Genomic DNA, 24,216 nt, shown 5'->3' on the forward strand with positions numbered 1-24,216 from the left:
AGCACAAAGTAATTCTCTTAATCGGAATTTCTGGAGCTTCTGAAGAGAAATTCATTTACCCCAAATAAAACCAACGAAATAAGGAAAGGTGCAAGGTAGAATACTATTCTGAAGAGTATAAGAGCAGCCACTATTATATCCGCCTGCAGAGTCGGTGATAGAATAACGATAGTGAGTGCTTCAAAGACACCCAGCCCTCCTGGAACCTGACTCGACAGACCTGCAAACTGCGACAGCAGGAAGACGCCAAGAACCTCAAAATAACCGATTTCCGGGGGGAGAAGCATGAAAAACACTCCTGCAGAAAGCAGCCAGTCGAGAATGGATATCCCGGTCTGGACAAGCGTGAAAGACCTCCCCGGAAGAGTGAAACTCTTTCCTCTTATTCTGAACGGACGTTTTCTGAAGCTAACCACTACCATATAGAGAACGTAGATGCCGGCAGAGGCTATTCCAATAACCTTCAGTGATCCGAAGGGTACTCTGACTGCACTCTGAAGAACTGGCGGCCAAAGAGTGAACAGGATGCCCGAAAGGGCGAAGAAACCAAGCCAGAAAGTAAGATAGTTGAGAATTATTATTAAGAGGATCTTCCCTCCTGCTACTCCCCACTTTCCGTATAACCTGAAGCGGACGCTTGTACCCGAAAGAAACGTGAAACCGATATTCTTGCTGAAAGTGTATCCAACGAAAGAAACAAGAGCGATCGACGTAAATTTCAGTTTGACTCCCGCCCTTCTGGAAGCGATCAGATCATATAAGCTCAGATTCAAGTAAGTCAGAAAGGTCAGGAAGACCGCTATCACAAGCCTGGAAGCCGGAACCTCCCCGATCTTTGCAGCAATATCGCTGATAGTGTATCGACTCAACTCACGAACGAGCACGTAGATCGAGACAGTGAAAAGAGCTATTCCCAGAAAGGGCAGAAGCCTTCTTAAAGAGAGAAATACCTTTCTGATGTCTATCACTAGAGAATCTCTTTCGGAACTCTAACTCGCACAGTTACCAGTGGATTCACCACCTGGCTTATCATCAAATCGCACGTGATGCTTGTCAGCATATATGCCTTTTCAGCCGGGATCGACTTCCAGTCGGATATGAATTCGATTGCCCTCTTAACCGCGCCGCGGCTTGCCTCTTCAAGAGTCTTTGCGCTGAACAAAAGGTAGAAAGCCTCTTCGGTTTCGACGGTGGGGCTTTCGACGGGCATCTTATCTATATCTACACTGAGTCTCACAAGGGCTCTTATCTCGACTCCTGTGCCGCCGACTTCCCCGTCTCCCATTCTCGCATGAACGTCACCGAGGGAGAGATTCCCTCCCTTCACGAAGACCGGAAGATAAACTCTCGAACCGGCCGCAATATCTTTTGTGTCGAGGTTTCCGCCATGACATCCCGGAGTTGTACAGGAAACGGAACCTTCGGCCGGAGAGTTTCCGATTACGCCTATCATAGGCTTTATTTCGATGCGTTCTCCCAGAAACGACATGAAATTGCCGTCGATCTTGACGATTTCGGTAACGCACTCCCTGGAGACATTGCTAACCGGGCCCCAGAAGGGGCAGGTCTCGACAACGCCCTGACTGTCCAGCTCTATGCTCTCTATACTGACTACTATCGTGTCACCCGGCATCGCTCCCTTTACGGCGATGGGCCCGGTAGCCGGATTCACATGAGTGAAGTCGAAGTCTCCTCCGACGGTCTGTGACTCCAAGACGATCCGGTGGCAGAAGCAATCCTCCGTCTCCACTATTACAGTATCCCCCGGGCTGACTTCCAGAACGGGCTTGTGTTTAGGCGACATATCGTACACTACTCTGTCTCTTCCAATTCTGTGTAACACGGGACGCACCTCCACTGACTGATATTGTCTCAATACTACCTCGACGTTGTTTTAATCCAAAGAGATATCATATGTTTATTATAATAAGAGAAATCAGCACCATGCCTAAGGATATCATCTCGAGCTTCTTGAGCTTTTCACCGAAGAACATAAGGCTTCCAAGACTTATCATCACAACGCTTCCGGCACTGTAAACAGGAAAGACCACGGAACCCTTCATTTCTTCCAGGGCCATTATGAGAAAGAAGGATGAGAAGAGGTTTGGCAATCCCACGATCAGTCCTATGATTGCTTCCTTCTTACGGAAAGACTTACCGGACCTCTTCAGAAAGAACGCGCTTATCGAAAATGCGCTTGCAAAGACGCTGAAGAGAAAGACATTCTTGTATCCGCTGACGGTGTAGTTCTGGAACAGCTTGTTCATAAATTCGGCCAGTCCGCCGGTAATAAACAACATGACTAAAGCGGCTCTGAAATTCTGCCTCCCCGATCCGAAAGGGTTGTTCACGAGTACGATCGAGAAGATGGCAAGGAAGATCCCGACCCACTGCAGCGCTTCCGGATACTCCTTCCAGACTAGCAAAGAAAGAATCATGGGTATTAGAATCCCCAGCTTTCCGAAGGCTCCGGAAAGGCTTGCCCCGCTTTCCCTGACACTCTTCTGATAAAAGATGAAGGAGAGAAAGAAGAAGAGGCCGGAAACGAGTCCCAAAGACAGGCCCCAGACTACGCTGCTGGTGAGGCTGAATAGACGTTCTCCCTTCACTATGACTTCGGCCGGAGATCCTCCGCCGGGACCTACGGCAGGTCTTTCAACCGCTATCATAACGAGCGCTACTAAAAACGCGCTCAGGTAATTGAACGTCGTAACCGCGAGCCTGTTGTAGCTTCTTCCCTCCGTCACTTTGAAAATCATTGCTATGGAGGAACTGGAAAGTATCGCCAGCAAAAGATAGAATACTCCGACCTCCCTGATCCGATGCCTTCTCTTCTTATTTGCAGGTGTAATATATTCTTAGCGAGCAAGACAATTATGCCACAGTCTCTATACGGGATGGTGATTAGATGGCCGAAAGACTGATAGAAGTATTCTCAGGTTCCGACCCCGAAAAAGATCTGAAGGAAATGCTGGAAGAGAAATCGATAATCGGCTACTGGACTGTTAAGACGTCGGAAGAGCTTTGGCAGACGAAGATACTGGCGCTTGCCGAGAACAGCGAGAAAATCCTCGACTCTCTCGAGCAGCGCTTCACCCAGGATGAATCCTTCAGGGCAATACTCTTTCAGGTAGAAGCCTCGCTTCCAAGAGCTCAAGAAGAGGAAAAAGAAGAAGAGAAACAGGCTACGGAAGAGGAGAAGAAGCCCGAGAAGGAAATCTTCAAGCGGATAAGCAGAGAAGAGCTTTATCACGACATCTCGGAGATGATCTCGAACGACGCGGTAGATATAGCGATGATAGTATTGTCGGCCATCGTAGCTACGATAGGCCTTGTGAGAAACAGCCCCGCAATAATCATCGGGGCGATGGTGATCGCTCCGATGCTAGGGCCAAACGTCGCGCAGTCCTTTGCAACGACGCTCGGAGACTTCGGACTTCTCGCAAAGTCAGTGAGAACGAATCTGATCCGTATCGGGCTGGGCTTTGCCTTTGCTCTTGTTTTCGGGCTCTTATTCAGACTAGATTACACTACTAACGAGATAACCAGTCGAACAGTGGCCAACCTGGGCGACATTGTGCTGGCGTTCGCATCGGGAACGGCTGCTGCCCTTTCGATCAGCTCTGGGGTATCCACTTCGCTCATTGGGGTTATGGTAGCCGTTTCGCTTATGCCGCCGCTGGCTGCGGCAGGGCTGCTCCTCGGAAGCGGAAATATCGACGGATTCTCCGGAGCGATACTCCTGTTCTTCGTCAACATTGTCTGTATAAACCTCGCTTCAATCATAACGTTCAGACTTCAGGGGATAGAACCGCGCTCCTGGTGGGAAGCGAATAAGGCGGGCAAGGCTGTTAGGGTTACGATAATTGGCTGGGTAGTAGTCCTCGGGCTTCTGGCTCTCTCGCTATTCCTGAGCGAAGTCCTATGATACGGTAACATATGTTACCGATCGGGGCTCTTCGGTTTGCTAAGATAGTATTAACATTAGAGGCGAGGTGATGAAGTTGGTGAAGAGCTCAATTGAAAAGGGCAAAGTTGCACTTGACAGACCCGGACTAAAGGGTCGGATAATCTACGACAGAGAGAATGCGCAGGCGGTCGTCATTGACATAGCCGAGGGGATGGAGTTGGCCGAGCACAAGACACCTGTCGATGTTTTCATACTGGTGCTCGCCGGTAGAGGAATAATCACTATCGGCGGAGATAAGCATGAAGTAATGAAAGATGACATCATAGACAGTCGGAAAATGATACCGCACGGAATAGTCAACACCGGAGAAGAGACTTTGCGGGTTCTGGTAGTGAAGGCACCTCATCCATAGATATTAAGGCCGGGTCTAAGCATTTCCGACCCGGCCTCTCATTTACCAAGTCTTCAGTCAATCCGAAAAGAGAATTTTCAAGTTATATCGTCGGAGTTCTTATTATAGGTCTGCTTCCTCTATTTATGCTGTTCTTCTCATAGATCATTATCTCAAAGGGAATCCTGAAACTGAGAGGACCTACCGCACCCTTCATACTCCCGAGGCTCCTGTCCCTCGAAAAGTTTATCAGCGTTATGCCCTCTTGCCAGGCGCATCTATGGATCTTTCTTACGATCTTTCGCGCGCTTCGGATATCGTCCCAGCCGAAGAGAAGAACGTCCCAGGACCTCAATCGCTCGTTCATTTTCGGGATCCTCACCAGCGGTGAAAGAGTTCCCTGAGCCAGAAGCTGGAAGGCCCTCAACCCCTTTGAAAGGCGTGTGATTCCAAAGTCCTGCTCGCCGCTCGTGTCGAGAACCAGGGCGTATGCACCTTCAGTCTTGAATAACCTCAATCTCCTCTCTGTAACCATCACTTCGAAGGCCTTAGTACCTTGAAGAAGAAGGTCATGATCCTTCTCGAGAGGTTTGTAAAGGTCCAAAATCGTTTCCAGGTCGACCTCCCTTTCCACAAAAACCGACTTCTCCTGAGAGGTCTTCCTAACCGGGCAGGCGTAGAAGTCCAGAGTCGCCATAGTGGAGAAACCCATGTGCTCGAGAATCTTCTTCGAGGCGGTGTTGTCGGCCTTAACCGAGGCATATCCGAAATCGAAATCCGTGGGGCCAAGAAGATTCTGCAGTTCCTGAATGATCGACTTCAGCCAGCGGGCGACTTTCAGCCTGTATTGCGGGTTCGTCCGAAGCCCAAAGAGATATATGCCCTTTTTGATCTCTCCGTTGACGATCAGGTTGTCGATTCCAACACCGATACATCCGATGATGTCATAGGCGTCTTCGGCAATCATAATGAAACCCTCTTCGAAGTACTTCAGTCTTCCAAAGAAGTCCTCTCTGAATGCAACTAGCCAGATGCTCCCCTCCTGAGCCGACTCTCGCTCGATCTTGAGGAGCTTTTCGTTGTCATCGATTGAGGCGAATCTTACATGGATGTTTCCTGCCTTCTTGTTTTCCATCAACGGCTCATATCTTCAGATGGGAATCGAACCATTCCAGTATTGCCCTCAAACGCTTTTCTCTATGTATGGGAAGGCCGCCTCTGGAAAGCTCGTGGTTCTCCTTCGGGAAGAGCACCATTTTGGCTTCTTTGCCTAGATATCTTAACGCAGTAAAAAACTGCATCGCTTCGGGGACCCAGCATCTGTAATCTTCAAGGGAGTGAATGAAAAGAATCGGAGTGACGACGTTGGGTGCCGACATCAGAGGTGACTGCCTTAGATAACCCTCGAGGTTGTCGAAGAAATCGCCTCCGGTCTGGTCGCTTGCAAAGAAATATCCTATATCCGTAGTGCCGAAGAAGGAAATCCAGCTCGAGATAGACCTCTGGGAGACGGCCGCCTTGAAGGCGTCAGTATGTCCTACAATCCAGTTTGTCATGAAGCCGCCGTATGAGCCCCCGGTGACACCGAGCCTCTCTTCGTCGACGAAATCGCACTCATTTATCACGTACTCGACGATTTCCATTATGTCTTCGAAATCCCTTTCTCCATAATGACCTCTTATGTCGGCGAAGTCGGTCCCGTAACCGGCGCTTCCCCTCGGGTTGCAGTAGATAACTGCATACCCTTCGGAGGCCAGAGTCTGGAATTCATGTATATATCCGCCGCCATATGCCGTCTTCGGCCCTCCGTGGATCTCCACTACGGCCGGGTATTTCTTCCCTTCCTCGAAGTTGAACGGCCTCATTATCCAGCCTTCGATCTTTTGACCGTCAGAGGCCTCCACTTCGAAGCTCTCCGGCTTCGACAGCTTTATACCCTTAATCCAGGAGTTGAAGTCTGTGAGCTTCTTCCTCTTGCCTTTGACAAGAGAGTAGATCTCCAGTGGCTCTGTCGTAGTCATCTCGGAAAGGAGAAGCGCCTCGCCCGCGATATCGAAGCAGTCTATGCTCCCCGAAGAGACAGCGATTTCCTCGACCTTTCCCTCTTTATCCATAGAAATCAGCTTTATCTGCGACCCGGCAGTTACGAGTGAATACAACTTGTTTTCTACTACCTTTATGGACGTGTTCGGCGAGACGCCCCTCACATCGCTGTTCAGGCTGTTGCCGAAGTACAGGTCCATTTCTCGTGCAAGAGCAGCAAGCTTAAGAGATTCCAGATTAACGTGTACTATGAAGGGATTGGTTGGAAAGCCCTTCTTGAAGTCTGTCGCGACAGCGAAGAGTTCGCTATCGTCTGACCACTCGCAATGATAGAAAGAGAGGGTGTCGTCTCCGATTCTCTTCGCAGTTCCGCTTTGTAAATCGAGGACGTAGAGACTGCTCCATATCGGTCTCTTCTCCATCTCTTCCGTTGTCGTCACCGCGGCACTCTTTCTCTCGGGAGATAAAACGATGCTTTCGATATCGCCTCCGACGGCCTCAATCGGTTCCATCTTTCCATTTTCGAGTTTCATCTTATATAGATGGCCTGTTCTGTTCTCGGTGAATCCAGCGCCGTTAGAGACAAATGGTATTTTGTCTATTTCGTAAACCTTCTTCTCTGGAGAATCGTCTTCTTCGATCTTCTCGGGGTCTTCCCCGGGGGCGTGCTTCGTTATGAAGAGAACCGTCTCCGAATCGATCCACGAGACAGAGGAGAATCCTCCTTTAAGAGTCTTCACCAGTCTGCTTTCACCGCCCGCAAGAGGCAGAAGATAAAGCCCTGATCCCTTCGCATCCTTGTCTCTTCCAGAGACAAAGAGAATACTCTTGCCGTCTGGACTGACAACTGGGGAACCGTCCTTCCCGCCACGGGTCAGCTGCCGGACCTCTCCACTTTTCATGTTGCCCGACCAGATGTTGCTTTCGTACTGGTTCTTCTTCTTGTCCATAGTCTTTCTTACAAAGACAAAGTTCTCCCTATCGGGAAAAATGTGAAGATCGCCCACAGCGGAGTATTTGTAGAGATCCTCAAGCTTCAGCTTCTTCAACGAGATCACCCCTTTCAGAATCATTCTACCAGAATGACGGCTTTTCATTCTCGACTTCCTTATGATGCTAAAATTATAGGGAATGAGAGGTGTAAAAGATGATACTCGTGACCCATTTCGACCCCTTCGGAGGAAGTAAAATAAACGCTTCGCAAATAGTCGTGGAGCTTCTAGCAGATATTAGGGAAGGCATTGAGCTCATGAGCCTACCAACGGTCTTTGACGACGCCTTTTCTCGACTGAGGCTGCGGCTCCTAGACAACGTTCCGGAGGCGTTGATCATGGTGGGCCAGGCGGCCGGGAGATCTCTCGTTACTCCAGAGAAGATTGCGATCAACTGGAAGGAATCCGCGACTCCGGACAACAGCGGATTCATTGCGACCGGTGAGAAGATAATTCCTTCCTCTCCCGACGGATACTTTTCGAGGCTTCCGGTCGACGGGATCGTCTCGAAACTTAAGGCTGAGGGTCTTCCAATCGAGAAGTCTTTCTCAGCAGGCGCGTTTGTCTGTAACTATCTCTTTTACAGGTGTATGGACTTTCTCACGAAGAGAGGCATAGACATCCCGGCCGGGTTCGTACATATACCGTGCATTCACGAACAGATAGGTCCGGGAGAAGAGAGACCTGCAATAGAGGCGGAAGTCTCGGCTAGGGTCCTTTCGAGGATAATAGATCTTGCAGTGGAGGAAAATAGATGAGAATAGGCGGCGTTCCTCTCAACATAGTTTGGGAGTCTCCAGAGATAAATATGAAGATAATCGAAAGACTTTTCGCCGGGGCCTCGGAGGCAGGCGTTGAGCTGATTGTTTTTCCCGAAACTGCCTTGAGCGGGTTTACTCCTAACGCAGAGAAGGCTTATGTGAGAGATGCATGTGGTTTCTTCAAGAAGCAGGTAGATCACTGGGGTATTCCGGCAGTCTACGGCTTCATAGACAGAAGAGATTCGAAATTCTACAACTGCGCCGCTTTTCTTTCTTTGGATTCGGAGCCTTTGATATATAGGAAGAGAAAGCTGTTTTCTTACGGAGGGGAGAATATCGTTTACAGCCCCGGTGACACTAATCTCTCTTTCAAGATGAAAAACATACACTTCTCTCTGAACATCTGTTACGATCTTCGTTTTCCCGAGCTCTTCAGGGCCAACTTGCCTGCAGAGGTCATGATAGTAATTGCCAACTGGCCGGAAAAGCGAGCTAATCACTGGCAAGCTCTTCTCAAGGCGAGAGCAATCGAGAACCAGTCATTTGTTCTGGGTCTAAACAGGACTGGGGTTGACGGCAACGGCATAGAATACGACGAGGCTTTTTCAGTACTCTTCGATCAAGATGGTAACGAAGTACCCTTTGAAGCAGAGAAGGGATTGCTTCTGTGGGAACTGGACTATGAGAGAATGAGTATTCTAAGAGACTGGCGGGAGAGATTCCCCGCCCTGAAGGATATATGAAGCTCTAAACCCTACTAGAGGGTCTGATCTGATTCCAGTTTCAATACCTCTCTCATGAAGAATTCGTCGACGTTTTTCATCGAAATTCCGGTGAATCTTTTCTCGTCTATGTCGACTACAACTCCGTCGCAACAGGGTCCCATACAGTGGGACGCCTTTAAGGTGGCAAGGTTGCCTAAACCATGTTCGTTAACCAGATCCATGAGCCTCTTACTGACCTCGGAAGAGCCTTTCATAAGACACGCGCTTCCCATGCAGACTTTGATAATCACGGGCAAACCTCCATTTGTGACTACTTTCACAACAGATTATAACCTAATTAATACGTTTTTTTCGGAACATGATCTTCCGCAGCTTTCTCGAAGATTTCACACTTCTACTGGTATGATTTCATCGTGGAGGAGTAGAAATGAAGATTCTGATTGTTGAAGATGAGCGTAGTCTGGGCAGATTGCTTAAAGAGTCTCTCGAAAGAGAGGGCTTCATCGCCGAACTTGCAGTCGACGGGGAAGAGGGGCTTTATATGGCTCTCGACGGCCCCTTTGACGTTATTGTTCTGGATATTCTGATCCCCAAACTTACCGGCTGGCAGGTGCTTGAGAAGATAAGAGATTCGGGAAGCAGAATACCAGTTCTGATGCTTACGGCTCTGGATAGCATCGAAGACAAAGTCCGGGGCTTCGACTTAGGGGCCGACGACTATCTTCCGAAGCCATTCGATATCAGGGAACTTGTGGTAAGGATTCAGTCTCTTTTGAGAAGGGCTCAGTTTGGCGGAGCTCCTTCAAGAGTTCTGAAAGTAGGAGATCTGGAGCTGGACATGTCGCTTAAGACCGCAAGCAGGGGAAACGAGAAGATAGAACTCCGAAAGAAGGAGTACCAGATCCTCGAATATCTAATGCTCAACAGTGGCAGGGTCGTTCCGAAGAGCGAGCTCGAAGAACATCTCTGGAATGAAGACGATGAACTGTGGTCGGACGTAATTAGAAGCCATATAAAGAATATCCGCAAGAAGATCGACGGAGGACGAAGAAAGAAGCTGATAAAGACGGTCAGGGGAATGGGTTATGAGATCAGTGACAGGTGAAGGACTCTCATTCAGAAAGGCAAAGAGGAGATGGACGCTATTCTTCACCCTCATCGTCATCTCTCTCGTTTCCCTGCTGAGTCTCTTCATTTTCGTCCTCGCCCTAAGGCTTGAAAGAGGGGCCGAAATAACTGCCTTGAACAGAGTTGCAGATAGGATCGAGGCCAGAATCGGAAGGGCACCCCTGATAGCCCTGGAGAGAATGCTCAGGAACTATTCCGGAAATCTTGACCTCTTCACCGCGGAAAACGAGATCCTGGAGTTCGTCACTCCTGATGGAGAGAGTGTACTTCAGCTCGGAGGGACGATAAAGAGCAATCTGCCGTTAGTTGAGGGGGCTTCGAAGGCAAAGGTCGTTGATTACGATGACTCGGAACTCGAATACAACATTCTTACAAGAGCTATTAGAAATATCGCGGGACAACCGGTTTTCTTCCTTAGGGTTGGAAGATCTATCGAAGGGCTGAGCGAAAAATCTACCAGTCTTCTCTTTTCCCTGATTCTACTGATAGTGCTCGTCGCGGCCATCTCCTGGATAGTCGGTCTGGCCTTAGCCGGTTACGTTCTGACACCTCTGAGAGAAAGCTATGATAGACTTCAGCGCTTCACTGCCGACGCTTCTCACGAGTTAAAGACGCCCCTTACGGTTATGAGGCTGAGCGTAGATCTGCTCAAGAGCAGACCACTGGAAAGTGAGTCGAGAGACAAGATAGATGCGATTGACGGTGCTACCCGGAGTATGCAGAATGTTGTCAATCAACTCCTGCTACAGGCAAAAGCAAACAACGATAGTTCGGCGGTGATATCTTATCAGGATGTGAGAGTTCGTGAGTTTCTCGAAGAGATGAAAGAGTATCACAGAACCTTCGCCGAATCGAAAGAGGTCCGAATAATCCTTGAGAGCGATGAAGATCTCTTCGTCAGGACCTATCTGGACAAACTTAAAGTCGCGGTTGCGGCCGTGCTTGAAAATGCTATCAAGTTCACCGAAGAGAAGAGCGATGTCACCGTTAAGGCCTTTGAGAGAGAAGCTTCACTCCTCATTCAGATAGGCGATTCCGGACCCGGCATAGATGACCCGGATAAGGAAAGGATATTCGATAGATTCTACAAGATAGACGAATCTCACAACAGCTCGGGAAGCGGCATGGGTCTCTCAATAGCAAAGGAAATGATCGGCTCGCTAGGGGGCGAAATAACTGTCGAGAACCGCCCCGGCGGAGGAAGCATATTTGAAATACGAATACCATCAAGAAAGCACAAATAGGCTCTTTCTTATATCCGGACTTTGATGAGATGATGATGAAAACGAGGTTCGGGGTTGGTGGTTGCGGGTAGGAAGAGCAAGAGTAGAAGTGATGCTGCCTCCGGCAGGAGGCGAGGCCGCCTTCGTCGGGAAGTGATGCCCGGAAGAGCATCCGGGGAAGTGATGCCGCTTCCGCGGGAGGAATTCAGAAGCTAGTCTGCTTTCGTAGGCCAGCTCCCACTATGTCGGGCGAAACGACTGCTGTTTGTTTGAAAGAAAATGCTTCACGCAGTGAAAAAACAGTCCATGCCCCGGATCAAGGGATGATCCTCTAGAAACTGTTTGAGCTTCTGAATAAGGATTTTAATCCTCCCTTGAGGGAGGAGGGCCACGTAGTGGCGGAGGGTGTGAGTCTCCAACGTTTGGAAAAGTTACTGCCCTGACATAGTCCCCTGAGACGGTTGTTCGATGTTCATTCCTTGTTGCTTCTATGAGAATACCTATGGATCACAGACCAAACAACTTGAAGAGTGAATTTGTCGTTCAATTTCGAACAGGCCAATCTATTCCAAAAGCTGTTCAAAGACCACACTCCCCACCGCAAGCGGTCCCCCCCGCTCAAGCGGGGATTTAAGATCAAGAGCATTAAGAGCCGTCCATGATTTGGGACAATTAACGAAGGATGGCTCTTTGCCCGCGCAGCGGAACTGGCCTCGCCGAAGGCGAGACTGGCACCACGAAGTGGTACTGGCGAAGGCGAAGCCTTTACTGGCGGCGATGATTCTCGCCTTTTGACTGGTCTGCTCCATTAGACTAAACAGATAAGAGTCACTTCGGGCTGCCGATGACGTTGCTCACAAACCAGTCCATGGTCAGAAGCTCTTCGTCGGTTGGTTCTTCGCCCTCTGAATATCTTAGTTTTCCGTCTTGATCTTGCAAAGGCCCTTCGAAGGGATGATAATCGTCCTCAATTATCCGGCTTCTCTCTTTATTCGTAAGTTCCTGAAGATCGGCGGGAACCAGATTACTCATCACTATGTCGACTACACCGTCCTCTATTCCGCCCCAGTATTGATAGCTGGTCCACTTTCCCTCCATTACTTCTTTTACGACTCTCTCGTAAAAGACTCCCCAGTTCCATACGGGAGAAGTCAGAAAAGTGTCTGGACTGAAGGCACTCATATCGGTGTTGTAACCAATAGCGTAAACGCCCCGTTGTCCGGCCGCCTGAACTGCAGCTGGCGAATCCTGGCTCTGAGCGATTACATCGGCTCCAAGATCCAGGAGGGCGTCGGCCGCCTCCTCTTCGGAAGAGGGATCGAACCAGGTCTCGGTCCAGATAACGTGCACGCGCGCATCGGGATTGACCTTTGCGATTCCAATCGCAAAAGCATTTATCCCCCTGATAACTTCCGGAATCTTGAATGTCGCTACATAGCCGATTATGTTGCTCTTTGTCATCTTACCGGCTATGAGACCGGTCAGATACGCCGGCTCATATATCCTTCCGAAGTAGGTCCCGACATTTTCGGCAGTCTCATATCCCGAACAATGCATGAAGATCGTATCGGGATAGTCCTTTGCTATCTCCAGCACGTCGTCCATGAAGCCGAAGCTTGTACTGAAAAGGAGTTTGACGTTACGTTCGGCGTAACTTCTAGGAACCTCCAGGTCCTGTTCTCCTTCAGTCACGTTTTCTATGAACGAAGTCTCGATTTGACTTCCAAAAGTCTTCTCGAGATACAGCCTGCCCTCGTCGTGTTTCTCTGTCCAGCCCCCGTCATCGACCGAACCAACATAGATGAATCCTATGCTGAGAGGCTCTGAAACCAGAATAACTGCGCACAGTATGAATAGAACGGTAATTATCCCTTTCATAAGTCACCTCCGTAGGCAGTTCAATAGCCCAAACGCTCCTTTTTAAATACCTTACATTGCAATACCAGTGGAATTCCGGTCTTATGAATCCCATTATATCCCACACTTTTGCCGAATTCTTTCGGATATTACTTCCTATAATATTACTGAGAACTAGATCTCAGAGACTTCCAAGGAGTTGAAGAAATGTTAGTCACAAGCCATGAGAAGCGATATTCAGATAAGACGGAAATGACTTTGGACGACCTTATCCAGAAGCTGAAGGACTTGGGCCTGTATTCTCTGAACAGAGTTGTGGTGAGCGAAATCGAAGGGACTGAAACTCGTCTCGTAACAGATAACCGCGTAATCGACCCTGAAGATCTTGAGGAAACGCTGCGTTCCTGGGAAGAGGAATCGATTACGGAAGTGATGATGCTCGATATGACTCCGGTTCACATGAATCACAACACACTGCAATCTGCCGCGGGCTGTATCTACGAACCGCCCGAGTTCTCGATTCAGGTTACAAGGGTGAGCAATGGAGTTGAGACAATAGTTGTGGCAGTTAAGAGCGTTGATCCCGGTTAAGTTTCTATAAAGCTCTTTAACAAAGAACAGCGTGAACAATAGCAGAGCTACGATGACAGTCTGACATAGATTACTGGAACCGCCCCATTCGGTACGTGTAAAGGAGCGTGATAATCTGAGAACGGCAATAGATAGTGGCGAAGACTGTGCAGCATGTGACAGTGTTTTGATCGTTACTCAGAAAAGGTAGTTCTTTGGAAAGGCCGGACTGCAATATTGAAACTGAGACATATCCTTGCAGTCCGGTTTATTGGTTAGTAATTCACAGAGTAATCGATTATTATTGAATGAGGCGGAAGTAACAGAGGTGTGATTCATGGGAACAAGAATAAATCTTGTTGAAGACGAGAAAAATCTGAACAGCGTGCTGACTTCCTATCTCGAGAAGGAGGGCTGGGAAGTAAAGTCGTTCAAGAACGGCAGCGACGCATTCGATGAAATCGATGACTCTCCCGATATCTGGATTCTTGACATAATGCTGCCGGGGATCGATGGCTTCGAGCTTCTCAGAGAAATCAGGAAGAGAGATTCGATGATACCTGTGATCTTTATTTCAGCAAGGGACAAAGATATTGATAGAGTTGTCGGACTCGAGATGGGAAGCGACGACTACTTGTCCAAGCCCTTTCTCCCAAGGGAGCTTGTCATTCGGGTCAAGAAGATTCTTGAGCGCATCCACCATTCTGGCGGAATCATACACGTTCCTCCATACAAGATCGACGAGGCGAGAAGAACAGTTACCGAAGAAATCGACGAGAATCAGTCACAGCTTATTGAGCTCACTTCCATGGAGTTCGATTTGCTCCTGCTCTTTGTCAACGGCAAAGGCAAGCCTTTTTCAAGAGACCAGATACTTGACAGAGTCTGGGGTTACGACCACTACGGTAGTGATAGAGCAGTTGACGATCTTGTACGGAGACTTAGAAAGAAGATGCCCCATTTCAAGATCGAAACCGTCTACGGTTTTGGCTATAAGAGTGTGAACATATGAAATCCTGGCGTCTGTCCGACAAGCTCTGGCTGCTATTTGCCGCCGTTCTTTCTATCCTATTCCTCCTTCTGGGTATCGTCTTCAGATGGTCTATAAGAGACTTTTTCACCACCGAAGCGTACAGAACGATAGAGTACACTCAAGAAGTGAGGATTATCGAATTACAGGGAGGGTTCATCCCCTTCGAGGATATCGACCTCAACAGTCTTAGAAATGCCAGAGACGTAGGACACATAATGGTCTTCGACAGGGAGTTTGACCTAATAGATTACTACCTGAACAGATTTGGAACCCAGGATAGCTCCGACAGAACTCCTCCACTTCAGGACTCAACTTCCAGGGACGTACTAATTAGCGGAACGATTATTCCCGAAATACTTCCTGTTATGCAATCCATTAGAGAAAACGCAGAAAAGCAGACGTCGCTTTCAGAGAGGTACGAAACGCTTCTCTCCGGCCGGAGTCTTTTCTATGTGATTCGTACTGAAGAGATTTCGGGAAGAGACGTTACGATGATTTCCTATATGTGGGATACGTACATGAACACTCTTTCATCAACGTTGTTATCCAGGCTGCTGCTCGTAATGGCGATAATGACTGTGGTCAGTCTGGTTTTCATAGTAGTCTTCTCTAGATACCTTACTAAGCCTCTCAAGAAGCTTTCAGAGGACGTGCGAATGATCTCAAAGAGAAACTGGGACAGGCCGATTTCTTTGAATAGAAGCGACGAGATCGGAGAGCTAGCCGATTCAATCGAAAATATGAGAAAGAGCCTCAGCGAGCAGGACAGAGAACAACAGTCAATGCTCCAGTTTATCTCCCATGAACTGAAGACACCTGTCATGGTTATACGAAGTTACGCACAGGCAATCAAAGACGACATTTATCCCGGGGGCGACCTGGATAGTGCTATAGACGTCATAGATAAAGAGATCCAGAGAATGGATCTGAGGGTAAAGGATCTGCTCTTCATAACGAGACTTGAATACCTGTCGCGTCACGACCTCGAAAAAGAGGAAGTCAATCTCTCAGAGCTGGTTGAGGACACAGTCGGCCGATTTTCATTCCAGAGGGACGATATTGACTGGAACCTGAATCTCAAAGACTTCAAGACCGAGGTTAATGAGGAACAGCTGGCGATAGCCATAGAAAACATACTTTCAAATCAGATTCGCTATGCAAAGAACAGGATAGAGGTAACTATGGAAGTAGACGAGAGAGAAGAGAATCTTTTGATGCGATTCGCAAACGATGGAGAGAAGATCGCCGAAGCCAAACTGGAAGAGCTCTTCAAACCCTTCAACAAGGGGGTTGGAGGAGAAACCGGACTTGGCCTGAGCATAACGAGAAGAATTATCGAACTGCATGGTGGAACCATTTCAATGGTTAATGAAGAGGAGTTCGTGGCCACGATAGTCGAGCTACCGATTTAGAATTCTTTTTTGTTTCCGGAAGAACACCGCTACACTAGCCACTTTCTGAATTCAAAATGATCGAGACAAAACAAGAGGGCGCAAACCGTGCCCTCTTGTATTTCCGGCCCATCCAAGGCCAGCCTTCCATTCTCTGAAATCATTCGCATAAAACTGGAATAGTGACCGAACCCCAGTTAGGCAGATAGCTTTTTTCAGCTCTCTCTTCTTATCTACTCCTTGCTGAGCCAGCTAATAGCCTGATGCCAGAATTTGCCGTAGTACTCCCACTTCACGAAGTCAGTTCCCCAGTGGGGTGCAAGATCTGACATGAAGGCCATCGATCTGCCCTTTCCCGAGTCACCGACAATTATGAAGGGATCGCCGTCGATCTCGGCAAGTACTTCGGAACCTTCCTTTGGAAAGACCTTCTGGTAGCCCAGGAATCTCGGCCACGTTGTATCTATACCCTTCAAGATCGGATGATTGGGATTCAATACTTTGACCGAGGCCCCTTGAGTTGCCTCTACCCTGTCGTCAGTCTCCATCATATTGACAGGCATTACTTTCTCGATCGGGCTGCCGTGGTAGTTACCCTTGCCCTGGAAGCCTTGGAAGTCAACGTATCCACCAGTCATTATGAGCGATCCGCCATCTAAAACGTAGTCCGACAACATCTGGACCTTGTTCGGGCCCATAGGTACTTTGAACATATCGGGGTACATTGTCAGGGTGTTTCTTCCGCAGTCGCTAATGATTACTACGTTGAACTTCGCCAGCTCTTCTGCGGTCGACGGGAACATGCTGAGCACCTGATGATTGGGGATGTGTGTCACTTCTATGTCCTCAAAGGCCTTCATAGGTTCTTTGAAATACACAGAGTAGTCATCGAAACCTCCGAGCTCTACAACGTCGAAACCCTTTGTGTGAATCTTTGTTACTGTCCATGTTTCTCCAAGAAGCAATACCTTTTTCTTCACGCTAACACCTCCATTTTCAGTCATTTATCTTCAATATATTAGCCTTTTACCGAACCCATAAGCAGCCCCTTCACGATCAGCTTCAAAAAGAATATGTACACGATAAGTACGGGAAGAACAGAAATCAACATCCCGGCCATCTGAATATTCCACGATGCAACGGTCGTCCCTTTCAGATTGCCTATCGCAACCGTAAGCGGCTGAGAATCGGCTCCCCTGGTGAGGATCAACCCGAAAAGGAATTCATTCCAGATATTTGTGAACTGGAAGATCGCTACAACTGCGAAACCCGGCAATGATAGCGGGAGCGCAATCCTGAAGAAGGTGCCTATGTAGCTGCATCCGTCTATTCTCGCACTGTCAACAACCTCGGTGGGCAGAGATTCGAAATAATTCCTGAAAAGCAGTGTCGTAATTGGAACCCCGTACGCAGTATGTGTAAGTATCAGCCCCCAGTAAGAGTTGTACAAACCGATACTTCCAATGAATCTCAGCAGCGGTATCAGTATCGATTGGGGAGCAATGTAAAATCCCAGAACTAGAATCAGAAAGAGAACGGAACTTCCCCTGAATTTCAGTTTGGAGTATCCGAAGCCTCCCCATGCACCGAGCGCCGAAGATATCGCAGTTGCAACCATAGTTATCACAAAGCTATTCCAGATCGGTTTGTCTATCTCGGAAAAGGCCTTGAGGTAATTCGCAAATTCGGGATTTCTGACTATATTGACGGGACCGTAGGCCAGCTCTTGATTGCTCTTCAGAGAAGTGTTCACTGCCGTGTATATCGGGAAGAGATAGAAGAAGGCTGCGGCTAGAAGCAACAGATAGATGATGCCCTTCTTTGTAATATCCCCTACTCCTGAAATCGATTTTGATCTCGCCCTACTCATACTCGCTTCTCCTCAGTTTCGCAAAGAAGGGAATGACAATCAGGATCGATATGGCAAACATCACGACCCCGACGGCCGCCCCATATCCGAATCTATTTCTGTTGAAGGCCGTCCTGAACATGAAGGTCGAAAGTATCTCCGTAGAACTGCCCGGTCCTCCTCCGGTCATTAGCCAGACGAGGTCGAAAACTCTCAGTGAATACATGAGAAGAATCATGAGGACCGTGAGCGTTGCCGGTCTCTGCATGGGAATTATGACCTTCATATACCTCTGAAAAGTCGAAGCTCCGTCGATCTTCGCAGCTTCGGTTATCTCTGGCGCTACTCCGCTTATCCCAGCGTAGTATACCAACGTTGAAAAACCTGAAAATTGCCATACATAAGCTATTGCAATGCAGATCAATGACTGTTTGTCAGATGTGATCCACGGCTGAGTAAGAGAATCTAGTCCGATTGCCCGAAGCAAGGCATTCACCGAGCCTATCTCCGGAGAGAACATCCAAGTCCACATTGATGCCGAGGCAACAAAGGAAAAGGATAGCGGGAGCAGAAATATAAGTCTGAACAGCTGTTTTCCCTTCAAATTGAGGTCTAGAAGCACCGCAAGGAAGAGACCAAGAGGGATCGTCACGCCGATAAACACCAGTGTAAGCTTGAGAGTGTTGACCAGTGAAGTTTTGAAAACCCGGTCTTTTGAAAACAGCCTGATATAGTTATCCAACCCTACAAAGTCTCCCGCCGATCCGACATCTCGCCAGTTTGTCAACGATACCTGAAACGTCCAGGCCGTGAAGCCATAGACGAACAGGCCGACAAGGATCAAACCTGGTAAAATGAAAAGTAGTATTTGTACTCTCTTGCTCAAATAATCCAACTCCTTGGTTTCGAAAAACATTTGAGCGCGAACGGCCGGCAGGTGCCCTTACACCTGCCGGTCTGTTTTAGAACAGGAAAACCTCTTCGTAAGCGTAATCGAAATTGCCAAGTGTGTTCTCGTTGATCTCAGGTGAATTGAAGTACTCACTAAAGGCCGTTCCGAAAACGTCGAGATACGATTCGGGCGGTGCTCCAAACTGGGAGAGCACTTTCGCAACTCCGTCATCACGGAAGTAGCCAAGGATCTCCTTTGTAATGTCATCATAGACATCGAGAGGAGCGTCGAGAACAAACGGTGCCGCTCCTTTGATGGGGCAGAACGTATTTGCCGCTTTGACTGTCGTCAGGAATTGTATCCAGTCCTTGGCGACCTTTCTGTCAACACCTATCGGAAGAACAAAACAGTCTGCATGTCCGATGAATACGTGATCCGTTCCAGGGAAGGGCTGATAACCGAAATCTACGTTGGGAACCATGTTCATTGAAGTGAAATGACCCTTTGCCCAGTCTCCCATGATGTAGAAGACGGCCTTTCCAGTAGCCATAAGATCGGAAGCCTGGTCCCAAGTTAGAGCCGACCAGTCATCATTGACGAATCCATTAACGATAAGGGCTCTGAGAACTTTCAGCGTATCAATGAAAACTTCGGATTCGGAAGGCGTCGTCTTGCCTGCATAATAATCGACGAAGAAGTCCGCGCCTCCGCCGGATAGGGCGCTGTTCACGGCTTCGAAAAGGGTTCCAAGCCAGAACTGCTGTCCCATTCCCGCACCAACTGCTAGAGGTACGTAGCCTTCGGCCTTCACTCTCGCACAGACTCCGAGGAATTCGTCAAGACTCTTGATTGGCATCTCGATCCCGAGCTCTTCGACGAGATCGACATTGTACCAGAGGCAGTTGTTCTGCATCAGGTTTAGCGGTACCCCGTACATAACTCCATCGACTCTTCCCCATTCATAGACGTCTTCGGGGATGTTGTAACCCTTGATCAGATCATCGATGGGTTGGAGAACACTGACGAAAGAGCTTATCATACCGTGTCCGTAAGTAATCTGGAAAGTGTCAGGTGGATTTCCGGCCATGATCATCGTCTTGATCTGCGCTCGGAGAATACCGCCACCGCCTCCCGCTACCGGGTTCTGAACAATAGAATACTCAGGGTGCTCATCGATGAATACTTCGAAGAGTGCATCAATTGCCTCTTTCTCTCCACCGGCAGTCCACCAGTGGTAAACAACCAACTCGTTTGGAGAGCTGCCGAGAGCCGTTGCCCCGGCAAAGAGCAAACACAGTACCGTCAAGAGCACTACTCCACGTTTCAACTGTCATCACCTCTCTTTAAATTCGGGCTATAAGACGCCCGTTTCTATGTCTAGATACTTTCTCAAAACCATTAACGCTCCCCCGAAGATGGGCCCCTCTCTGTCGTCGAGAGCTGATTTCATAATTTCCATAGAGGATTGATCGAAGAGAGCAATGCTTTTCAGCTTCGCTCTCAAAGACGGCAACACCCTTTCCCAGTACTGCTCAAGTGCGCCGCTGATGACCACTAGATTGGGGTCGAGACCGTTTACAATATTCATGAGGCCGACCGAGAACAGCTCAATATAATCCTCCAGCCGATTTTCGCGGACGAAGCCGTCCAGTTCTCTAGAGCCGACCATCGTCAGCCAGCAGCCTCTTCTTCCGCACGAGCATTCCGGGCCTTTGGGATCTATTGACATGTGGCCAAACTCGCCCGCAATGTGATTGCTTCCCACGTATAGACTTCCATTGATGTAAAGACCGACCCCAACACCTTCCTTCACTAAAACATAGACAATGTTGGAAAAACTGTCGGGAATGGCCTTGTTCAGTGCAACTTCGGCAAGAACTCCCAGTTTGGCATCGTTGTTTATCGAAACTCCGCAGACAATACCGTTCAGCCTGAGCCTTTCCTCAACGAGTTCCGCGAGAGGGAGATCGGTCCAGTGGAGCAACGGGACGTTTATAGCAGTTCTGAGATCGCTTCTAACGAGTCCGGGGACGGAGATTACCACCGAGGCAGGCGATTCTTTCCCTGCTCCGCAGAAATCTGAAAGACAGTCCACCAGTTCGCAGGCGAATCTCTCGGGACTCTCTGATGTCTTTATCTCACACTTGTTCGTCATCTTCATCGAAAGATCTACCTTTGCTACGATCGTTGTCGCCAGTCCAACATCTACGGAAATGACGAAGGCCTTCTCGGGATTGAATGAAAGAAGCTCCTGCCTCTTGCCAAGCCCCGAAGAGGTCTTACCCGTCTTCACAATGTAATTTTCGCTCATTAGTAATCCCACAAGCTTGCTCACTGTCGGTTTGCTTATCCCGGTCAATTTCGCGATATTTGTTCTCGATACCGGCTGATATCTAAACACTACGTCTATGATTGTCTTCAAATTCCTCTCTCTAAGTTCGGAAGGAACTCCCGCTGATCTTCTCTCAGTAAATGACAATGAATGTCCCTCCATATTAGTTAGTTTCTGAACCTAAATTATTCTAACAAACTCGGCGGTCTTTTCGAAAACACTCTTTTGGGTAGTATGGATTAAACATCGCGCAATAAAGGAAGTTCATCGGGCGGGATCGCATCTCAGTAAGTCTATTGAGGGATAAGATACTATAAAAGAGGGGGCTGAAACTGAGTTCATGAGTTTGGAAAGCCGCATAAAGCCGAGATACTCGACAAGAGCATCCTTCATGATCAATGGAAATTTCGGGATGAAGCGTCTAATTTATTAGAAAAATCGAGACTTGATCTGAACAGAAAAAAGGCAGATCACCTAAAAGCAGGCGAAACTTTCTCAGAAGAATGAAGAGCAATTGTTCATAACAAATCCAGGAGGGCCGTTGTCTTTTTGTTTTGGAATACTATTAGATTATTTCTACCAAAATATCATTGCGGTGCTGAAACCTACCCCTTGCGCAATAAGTATGACTTGATTGCCCTTGCCGAGCGTTTGCCGGCCCCCATCGCTTCGATTACAGTTGCAGAACCCGTAACGATGTCTCCACCGGCGTAGATACCTTCGTCGACTCTGCCGCTTGCTTCATCGGCATCGATACTGCCCCACTTGTTCAGCCTTACCGCCGGGAAACCGGCCTTCAAAATGGCATTTGGAGTCTGACCGATTGCTTCTATGACCATGTCCACTTCCATGACAAATTCCGATCCTTCGATCTGTATCGGTCTTCTTCTTCCCGAATCGTCGGGTTCTCCAAGAGTCATCTTCACGCACTTCATCCCCGTGACGTTGTTGTTTATATCACCTATATACTCAACGGGAAGGGTCAGCCAGTGGAATATGATTCCCTCTTCTACGGCATGGTGATACTCCTCTATTCTCGCAGGCATCTCTTCTTCGCTTCTCCTGTAAACCACATGGACCTCTTTGGCTCCGAGCCTCTTCACCGTTCTTGCAGCGTCCATCGTCACATTTCCGGCTCCAATCACGGCCACTCTGTCCTTTATCTTTACTGGCGTATCGTACAACGGAAAAAGGTAGGCCTTCATCAGGTTTGTCCTCGTGAGATATTCGGAAGAGGAAAATATGTTGTTATGATTCGATCCAGGTATTCCCATGAATCTCGGCGCGCCTGCGCCGATACCTATGAAGACGGCATCATATTCGTTCTTGATCTCTTCGAATGGAATCGTTCGGCCGATGATCTGATTGAAACGGAATTCAACTCCCAGGCTCTTCACAAATTCGACTTCCTTTGCAACAATCTCTTTGGGAAGCCTGAATTCGGGGATGCCATAAACAAGCACGCCTCCCGCCGTATGGAAGGCCTCGAAGACTGTAACAGAAAAACCCTCTTTCGCGAGATCGGCGGCGGCCGTCAATCCGGCAGGACCCGCACCGATTACTGCAACTCTCTTGTTTGCGGACGGCTTTACAGCAGTCTCTAGAGAGATATTCTGATCGGCGACGAATCTCTCCAGCCTCCCGATTGCTACGGGTTCACTGCCGGGAATCTTTCCCACTACGCAGGCCAGTTCGCACTGCTTCTCCTGAGGGCAGACTCGTCCACAGATGGCCGGAAGGTTGTTCGCATCTTTCAAAATCCTCGTGCTCTTCTCAATGTCATCCTCTCTAAGGGCCTTGATAAAACCGGGAATATCTATTCCAACGGGGCAGCCGCTCACACATGGTTTGTGTTTGCACTGTAGACATCTTTTTGCCTCCGCGATTGCCTCTTCCTTTGTGTATCCAAGGGCAACCTCCTCGAAGCTGTTGACTCTCTCCGAAGGGTCGAGCTCCCTCATTCTTACTTTGAACTTCTCAGCCATCCTTCTCACCCAATTCACGTACGTATTTCTCAAGAGCAACCCGTTCCTCTTCCCTGTACTGATACTGCCTCTTGATCAGCTCGTCCCAGTTGACCAATCTGCCGTCAAACTCCGGTCCATGAACGCAGGCGAACTTCATCTCGCCTCCAACCTCGGCCCTGCAGGCGCCGCACATTCCCGTGCCGTCCACCATTATCGGATTGAGAGACACCCAGCAAGGTATGTCATTCTGGGAAGCGAGAAGAGAGACGAACTTCATCATTACCATCGGACCGATTGCCCATATCGTGACCGGTGAATAATCTGCTATTACTTCTTTGAGGGGGTTCGTTACGGTTCCCTTGATTCCCGCAGAGCCGTCATCTGTAGAGAGGTAAAGCCTGTCAAGAAAGGGCCTGAACTCGTCCACCATGATCAGATGATCTTTGTTAGCCGCACCCAGTATACCGATTACCTCGTTTCCGGCAGCTTTAAGCGCCCTTGCAACAGGAAACAAAGGAGCTATTCCCACTCCTCCGCCAACAACACAGACCGTTCCAAGTTTCTCGATCTCACTGGGATTTCCAAGAGGACCAACTATATCGCTTACGGATTCTCCCTCGTTCATTGCACAAAGTTTATAGGTGCTTTTCCCAACGGCCTTCACTATTACCCTTACCCTGTCTTTTTCTGCCGATGCTATCGTGAGAGGAATCCTCTCACCAAACTCGTCTATCCTTATTATCAGGAACTGACCGGGTTTTGCATATCTGTAGATATCTGGATGAGAAAGCCAGATATCATACGTATCGGGAGCGATTCTTTTCTTCGAGAGAACTGCGTACATTCAATCACCTCATTTTAATGATAGCAGAATCCTGATCACAATATAGAAGTTATTAAACCTAACCACATCTCTGAAGCGGGGTGATCCAGTAATTGAACTGTCAGCTCTTCTTCCCTTAGAAGAAGTCGGCATAATATCATGTTAGAATCATTTAAAGTAGTAAGAAGTTTTACAGTCTTGTCTCTTCGATCAAACTCTTTTTTTCAATACAGCGTTTTCATTAATTGTGAGCCGGGATTGTACTTCACAAACTTATTCACTAGATTGCCGAGAACCTAATTGGAAGCCGACCCAACGATGTCCGCTTC

Annotated in this window: 23 protein-coding genes; 9 read left to right on the forward strand and 14 right to left on the reverse strand. The window is 48.4% G+C overall.

The features are described 5' to 3' along the window. Nucleotides 1–17: 17 nt before the first annotated feature. From Y697_RS10240 to Y697_RS10250, 3 genes are all read right to left on the reverse strand, one after another. Nucleotides 18–968 (reverse strand): lysylphosphatidylglycerol synthase domain-containing protein, encoded by a 951-nt coding sequence (locus Y697_RS10240; RefSeq protein WP_121551525.1) that lies wholly within the window; start codon nt 966–968, stop codon nt 18–20. Next, nucleotides 968–1,843, reverse strand: a complete 876-nt coding sequence (locus Y697_RS10245; RefSeq protein ID WP_121551526.1) for an acetamidase/formamidase family protein — start codon at nt 1,841–1,843, stop codon at nt 968–970. The genes Y697_RS10240 and Y697_RS10245 overlap by 1 nt, the downstream gene beginning before the upstream one ends. A gap of 67 nt (nt 1,844–1,910) precedes the next feature. Then, nucleotides 1,911–2,852 (reverse strand): DMT family transporter, encoded by a 942-nt coding sequence (locus tag Y697_RS10250; RefSeq protein ID WP_310793769.1) that lies wholly within the window; start codon nt 2,850–2,852, stop codon nt 1,911–1,913. A 56-nt stretch (nt 2,853–2,908) separates the two neighbouring features. On the opposite strand from Y697_RS10250, the gene Y697_RS10255 reads away from it, so the two are divergent. Next, complete coding sequence (locus Y697_RS10255) at nt 2,909–3,928, forward strand: TIGR00341 family protein (protein WP_121551527.1); 1,020 nt, start codon at nt 2,909–2,911, stop codon at nt 3,926–3,928. 70 nt (nt 3,929–3,998) lie between these two features. After that, nucleotides 3,999–4,322 carry a cupin domain-containing protein gene (locus Y697_RS10260; RefSeq protein WP_121551528.1) on the forward strand — a complete coding sequence of 108 codons (324 nt, stop codon included), beginning with the start codon at nt 3,999–4,001 and terminating at the stop codon, nt 4,320–4,322. A gap of 82 nt (nt 4,323–4,404) precedes the next feature. Here the strand turns inward: Y697_RS10260 and Y697_RS10265 are convergent, their stop codons facing one another. Continuing rightward, nucleotides 4,405–5,436 carry a GNAT family N-acetyltransferase gene (locus tag Y697_RS10265; protein ID WP_121551676.1) on the reverse strand — a complete coding sequence of 344 codons (1,032 nt, stop codon included), beginning with the start codon at nt 5,434–5,436 and terminating at the stop codon, nt 4,405–4,407. 7 nt (nt 5,437–5,443) lie between these two features. After that, nucleotides 5,444–7,441 (reverse strand): S9 family peptidase, encoded by a 1,998-nt coding sequence (locus tag Y697_RS10270; protein ID WP_259462492.1) that lies wholly within the window; start codon nt 7,439–7,441, stop codon nt 5,444–5,446. Nucleotides 7,442–7,491: 50 nt separating this feature from the next. Here Y697_RS10270 and Y697_RS10275 point away from each other — a divergent pair, with 50 nt between their 5' ends. After that, complete coding sequence (locus Y697_RS10275; protein ID WP_121551529.1) at nt 7,492–8,094, forward strand: pyroglutamyl-peptidase I; 603 nt, start codon at nt 7,492–7,494, stop codon at nt 8,092–8,094. Beyond that, the gene (locus Y697_RS10280; protein ID WP_121551530.1) at nt 8,091–8,840 is read left to right on the forward strand and encodes a nitrilase-related carbon-nitrogen hydrolase; all 750 of its coding nucleotides are present in this window, start codon (nt 8,091–8,093) and stop codon (nt 8,838–8,840) included. The genes Y697_RS10275 and Y697_RS10280 overlap by 4 nt, the downstream gene beginning before the upstream one ends. Nucleotides 8,841–8,854: 14 nt before the next feature. On the opposite strand, the gene Y697_RS10285 is transcribed toward Y697_RS10280, so the two are convergent. Then, entirely contained in the window at nt 8,855–9,112 is a 258-nt protein-coding gene (locus tag Y697_RS10285; RefSeq protein WP_121551531.1) for a (2Fe-2S) ferredoxin domain-containing protein, read from the reverse strand. 137 nt (nt 9,113–9,249) lie between these two features. Here Y697_RS10285 and Y697_RS10290 point away from each other — a divergent pair, with 137 nt between their 5' ends. Continuing rightward, on the forward strand, nt 9,250–9,927 hold the full coding sequence (locus Y697_RS10290; RefSeq protein ID WP_121551532.1) for a response regulator transcription factor: 678 nt from the start codon (nt 9,250–9,252) through the stop codon (nt 9,925–9,927). Further along, a complete protein-coding gene (locus Y697_RS10295) occupies nt 9,908–11,194 on the forward strand; it encodes a HAMP domain-containing sensor histidine kinase (RefSeq protein ID WP_121551533.1) in 1,287 nt (428 codons plus the stop codon). Before Y697_RS10290 ends, Y697_RS10295 begins: the two co-directional genes overlap by 20 nt. 807 nt (nt 11,195–12,001) lie before the next feature. Here Y697_RS10295 and Y697_RS10300 read toward each other — a convergent pair. Beyond that, nucleotides 12,002–13,051, reverse strand: a complete 1,050-nt coding sequence (locus Y697_RS10300; RefSeq protein WP_121551534.1) for a BMP family ABC transporter substrate-binding protein — start codon at nt 13,049–13,051, stop codon at nt 12,002–12,004. A 186-nt stretch (nt 13,052–13,237) separates the two neighbouring features. On the opposite strand from Y697_RS10300, the gene Y697_RS10305 reads away from it, so the two are divergent. The 3 genes from Y697_RS10305 to Y697_RS10315 all read left to right on the forward strand — a co-directional run bounded on the left by Y697_RS10305 (nt 13,238) and on the right by Y697_RS10315 (nt 16,045). Further along, entirely contained in the window at nt 13,238–13,621 is a 384-nt protein-coding gene (locus Y697_RS10305; RefSeq protein WP_121551535.1) for a hypothetical protein, read from the forward strand. A gap of 316 nt (nt 13,622–13,937) precedes the next feature. Next, nucleotides 13,938–14,612 (forward strand): response regulator transcription factor, encoded by a 675-nt coding sequence (locus tag Y697_RS10310; protein ID WP_121526474.1) that lies wholly within the window; start codon nt 13,938–13,940, stop codon nt 14,610–14,612. Further along, a complete protein-coding gene (locus Y697_RS10315) occupies nt 14,609–16,045 on the forward strand; it encodes a cell wall metabolism sensor histidine kinase WalK (protein WP_121551536.1) in 1,437 nt (478 codons plus the stop codon). The genes Y697_RS10310 and Y697_RS10315 overlap by 4 nt, the downstream gene beginning before the upstream one ends. Nucleotides 16,046–16,257: 212 nt before the next feature. Here Y697_RS10315 and Y697_RS10320 read toward each other — a convergent pair whose 3' ends face one another. The 7 genes from Y697_RS10320 to Y697_RS10350 form a co-directional block, all read right to left on the reverse strand. Continuing rightward, nucleotides 16,258–17,004, reverse strand: coding sequence for a glutamine amidotransferase (locus Y697_RS10320; RefSeq protein ID WP_183083786.1), 747 nt, complete (start codon nt 17,002–17,004; stop codon nt 16,258–16,260). Nucleotides 17,005–17,042: 38 nt separating this feature from the next. Beyond that, nucleotides 17,043–17,894 (reverse strand): carbohydrate ABC transporter permease, encoded by an 852-nt coding sequence (locus tag Y697_RS10325; protein WP_121551538.1) that lies wholly within the window; start codon nt 17,892–17,894, stop codon nt 17,043–17,045. Continuing rightward, entirely contained in the window at nt 17,887–18,759 is an 873-nt protein-coding gene (locus Y697_RS10330; protein ID WP_183083787.1) for a carbohydrate ABC transporter permease, read from the reverse strand. The genes Y697_RS10325 and Y697_RS10330 overlap by 8 nt, the downstream gene beginning before the upstream one ends. Nucleotides 18,760–18,835: 76 nt before the next feature. Then, the gene (locus Y697_RS10335; RefSeq protein ID WP_121551540.1) at nt 18,836–20,092 is read right to left on the reverse strand and encodes an ABC transporter substrate-binding protein; all 1,257 of its coding nucleotides are present in this window, start codon (nt 20,090–20,092) and stop codon (nt 18,836–18,838) included. Between the two features lie 27 nt (nt 20,093–20,119). Continuing rightward, the gene (locus Y697_RS10340) at nt 20,120–21,244 is read right to left on the reverse strand and encodes an ROK family transcriptional regulator (protein WP_183083788.1); all 1,125 of its coding nucleotides are present in this window, start codon (nt 21,242–21,244) and stop codon (nt 20,120–20,122) included. 458 nt (nt 21,245–21,702) lie between these two features. Beyond that, a complete protein-coding gene (gene gltA, locus Y697_RS10345; protein WP_121551678.1) occupies nt 21,703–23,082 on the reverse strand; it encodes an NADPH-dependent glutamate synthase in 1,380 nt (459 codons plus the stop codon). Beyond that, on the reverse strand, nt 23,075–23,908 hold the full coding sequence (locus Y697_RS10350) for a sulfide/dihydroorotate dehydrogenase-like FAD/NAD-binding protein (protein ID WP_014730000.1): 834 nt from the start codon (nt 23,906–23,908) through the stop codon (nt 23,075–23,077). Before Y697_RS10350 ends, gltA begins: the two co-directional genes overlap by 8 nt. Between the last annotated feature and the right edge of the window lie 308 nt (nt 23,909–24,216).

The organism is Mesotoga sp. BH458_6_3_2_1, from assembly GCF_003664995.1.
In the GTDB taxonomy this organism is placed as follows: Bacteria; Thermotogota; Thermotogae; order Petrotogales; family Kosmotogaceae; genus Mesotoga.

Bases quoted from the DNA above. Each gene is read 5' to 3' on its own strand.
- Y697_RS10260 (WP_121551528.1), top strand. From the start codon at position 3,999: ATGAAGTTGGTGAAGAGCTCAATTGAAAAGGGCAAAGTTGCACTTGAC.
- Y697_RS10275 (WP_121551529.1), top strand. From the start codon at position 7,492: ATGATACTCGTGACCCATTTCGACCCCTTCGGAGGAAGTAAAATAAAC.
- Y697_RS10325 (WP_121551538.1), bottom strand. From the start codon at position 17,894: ATGAGTAGGGCGAGATCAAAATCGATTTCAGGAGTAGGGGATATTACA.
- Y697_RS10290 (WP_121551532.1), top strand. From the start codon at position 9,250: ATGAAGATTCTGATTGTTGAAGATGAGCGTAGTCTGGGCAGATTGCTT.
- Y697_RS10255 (WP_121551527.1), top strand. From the start codon at position 2,909: ATGGCCGAAAGACTGATAGAAGTATTCTCAGGTTCCGACCCCGAAAAA.
- Y697_RS10310 (WP_121526474.1), top strand. From the start codon at position 13,938: ATGGGAACAAGAATAAATCTTGTTGAAGACGAGAAAAATCTGAACAGC.
- Y697_RS10295 (WP_121551533.1), top strand. From the start codon at position 9,908: ATGAGATCAGTGACAGGTGAAGGACTCTCATTCAGAAAGGCAAAGAGG.
- Y697_RS10265 (WP_121551676.1), bottom strand. From the start codon at position 5,436: ATGGAAAACAAGAAGGCAGGAAACATCCATGTAAGATTCGCCTCAATC.
- Y697_RS10350 (WP_014730000.1), bottom strand. From the start codon at position 23,908: ATGTACGCAGTTCTCTCGAAGAAAAGAATCGCTCCCGATACGTATGAT.
- Y697_RS10270 (WP_259462492.1), bottom strand. From the start codon at position 7,441: ATGAAAAGCCGTCATTCTGGTAGAATGATTCTGAAAGGGGTGATCTCG.
- gltA (WP_121551678.1), bottom strand. From the start codon at position 23,082: ATGGCTGAGAAGTTCAAAGTAAGAATGAGGGAGCTCGACCCTTCGGAG.
- Y697_RS10315 (WP_121551536.1), top strand. From the start codon at position 14,609: ATGAAATCCTGGCGTCTGTCCGACAAGCTCTGGCTGCTATTTGCCGCC.
- Y697_RS10300 (WP_121551534.1), bottom strand. From the start codon at position 13,051: ATGAAAGGGATAATTACCGTTCTATTCATACTGTGCGCAGTTATTCTG.
- Y697_RS10280 (WP_121551530.1), top strand. From the start codon at position 8,091: ATGAGAATAGGCGGCGTTCCTCTCAACATAGTTTGGGAGTCTCCAGAG.
- Y697_RS10305 (WP_121551535.1), top strand. From the start codon at position 13,238: ATGTTAGTCACAAGCCATGAGAAGCGATATTCAGATAAGACGGAAATG.